Here is a 2,189-nt window from a genome sequence, read left to right as displayed (position 1 = left end):
CCGCGGGCTCCGGGGCGACGGTCGAGGCGAGGGTGCGGGCCCGGCACCGGGGCGCGCTGCAGCTCCGCGGCGTGCTCTACGGCCTGGACGCCCCCGGCGACCGGAATCCGGACGTGGTGCGCAGCTCACCGGTCCGGATGGTCCGCATCCACTGACGGCGCGGCCGGTCAGGCGTTGAGGTAGGCGAGAACGGCGAGGACGCGGCGGTTGCTGTCGCTGTCCTGCGGCAGCATGAGCTTGGCGAAGATGTTGGAGATGTGCTTGGCCGCCGCGCCCTCGCTGATGGTCAGGCGCTGCGCGATGGCCATGTTGGAGCAGCCCTCGGCCATGAGCTCCAGGACGTGCCGCTCGCGCGCCGTGAGGGCGCCGAGGGGCTCGTCCCGCGCGTGGCTGACCATCAGCTGGGCGACCACCGCGGGGTCCATGGCGGTGCCGCCGGCCGCCACCCGGCTGATGGCGTCGATGAACTGGTCGTTGTCGAAGATGCTGTCCTTCAGCAGATAGCCGATGCCGCCGGTGCCGTCGGCCAGCAGCTCCCTGGCGTACATCTGCTCGACGTTCTGGGAGAGCACGAGGATCGGCAGCCCCGGGATGTCGCGGCGGGCCTGCAGCGCGGCCTGGAGGCCCTCGGTGGTGAACGTCGGGGGCAGCCGCACGTCCACGATCGCGATGTCGGGCCGGTGCTCGGCGAGGGCCGCGGACAGGTCCCGGCCGTTGTCCACGGCGGCCACGACCTCGAAGTCGTAGGCCTCCAGGAGCTGGATGAGCCCCTGCCTCAGGAGGAAGAGGTCTTCGGCGAGGACAACGCGCACGGTATCTCCATTTTCGTCACGGTGGGACCGCCCACGGGGCTGCTGATGTCCAGGGTTCCGTCGAAGGTCGCCAGGCGGCGGCGGATGCCGTGCAGCCCGGTGCCCCCGCCGGCGTCGGCGCCGCCGCGGCCGTCGTCGGCGACGCGGGCGTGCAGCACGTCCCCCTCGTGCCGGAGCACGATCTCGACGCGGTCCGCCCCGGAGTGCTTGAGGGCGTTGGTCAGCAGCTCCGACACGGAGAAGTACACGGCGGACTCCACCGGCGCCGGCAGCGGGCCGGGGACGTCCGCTTCCACCACGACGTCGAGCGGGCTGTCGATGCCCAGGGCGCGCACGGCGTCGGCGAGGCCGCGCTCGGCGAGCACGGGCGGGTGGATGCCGCGGACGAGGTCGCGCAGCTCCCTGAGTGCGAGGACGGAGGACTCGCGCGCCTCGCGCAGCAGCCGCCGCGCCTCCTCCGGCTTGCGGTCCATGGTCCGCTCGACCGCCCCGAGGGTGAAGCCGAGGCCCACGAGCCTGGCCTGGGCGCCGTCGTGGAGGTCCCGTTCGATGCGGCGGAGCTCGGCCGCCTGCGCGTCCAGCGCGGTGCTCCGGGTCTCGGCCAGGTGCCGCACACGGGAGGCGAGCACGGTGCGCTCGGCCGGGCCGAGGAGGAAGCGGGTGAAGTAGGCGTGCGCCTTGAGGGCCGGCCGGCTCACCCACAGCCAGGCGAACAGCAGGCCGCCCGCGGCCGCCAGGGCCAGGAGGGCGCTCGGCCAGCTGTCGACGGTGATGAAGCAGTACCACCGGCCGCTGCCGTTCGCGTCGAGGATGGGCTGCCAGAGGCCGGCGCCCACCGCGAGCCCTTCGAGGGCGTAGTACAGGACGGCGGCCGGCACGAGGCCGATCATCCCGGCCGCGGTGTTGAGCAGCAGCCACAGCAGGTCGCGCCAGGTGGCGGGGTCCATGAGGATCCACTTGCAGCGCCGCATCCACCCGACGATGTCCTTCTCGAACTCCGGGGGTTCGGGGTGGTAGGGGACGGCGACCGGGACGCCCACCCGGCCGGCGGCGCGGCGGTTGAGGTTGCACAGCCACCGGACGCCCTTGGTGACGATCGGCAGCGCGACGGCGCCGATGCCGATGACGAAGAGGATCACGAAGTAGGCAGTGACGAGGAAGAGGGACAAGGCCACCATCGATCCGGCCGCGATCGCCGCTCCGACCGCCATGTCGGCGCCCGCGCGGCGGGCCCGGGCGCGCCATGCGCCGAGAGCGTCGGTCAAGGTCCCGGTCGTCCTCATCAGGATAGGTGGTCTTGGTGTCCGCATGCTAAGGGAAGCCGGCTCGCGTCCACAATGCGCCTATGTGGGCCGCTTGTTGGAGACGGGTCCTCCC

Annotated in this window: 2 protein-coding genes; both read right to left on the bottom strand. The window is 72.7% G+C overall.

Annotated elements, in window-relative coordinates; genetic code table 11:
• Positions 1 to 167: 167 nt before the first annotated feature.
• On the bottom strand, positions 168 to 812 hold the full coding sequence (locus tag V7793_RS36690; RefSeq protein ID WP_058041692.1) for a response regulator: 645 nt from the start codon (positions 810 to 812) through the stop codon (positions 168 to 170).
• A complete protein-coding gene (locus V7793_RS36685) occupies positions 776 to 2,095 on the bottom strand; it encodes a sensor histidine kinase (protein ID WP_443058082.1) in 1,320 nt (439 codons plus the stop codon). Before V7793_RS36685 ends, V7793_RS36690 begins: the two co-directional genes overlap by 37 nt.
• Positions 2,096 to 2,189 lie beyond the last annotated feature (94 nt).

The sequence above is a fragment of the Streptomyces sp. KLMMK genome (assembly GCF_036961605.1).
Classification (GTDB): Bacteria; Actinomycetota; Actinomycetes; order Streptomycetales; family Streptomycetaceae; genus Streptomyces; species Streptomyces telluris.
The sequence above is the reverse complement of the archived record's forward strand: the minus strand, read 5'-3'. Positions and strand labels throughout refer to the sequence as shown.

Excerpts from the sequence above, each read along its gene's own strand:
- V7793_RS36685 (WP_443058082.1), bottom strand. The coding sequence starts at position 2,095 with ATGAGGACGACCGGGACCTTGACCGACGCTCTCGGCGCATGGCGCGCC.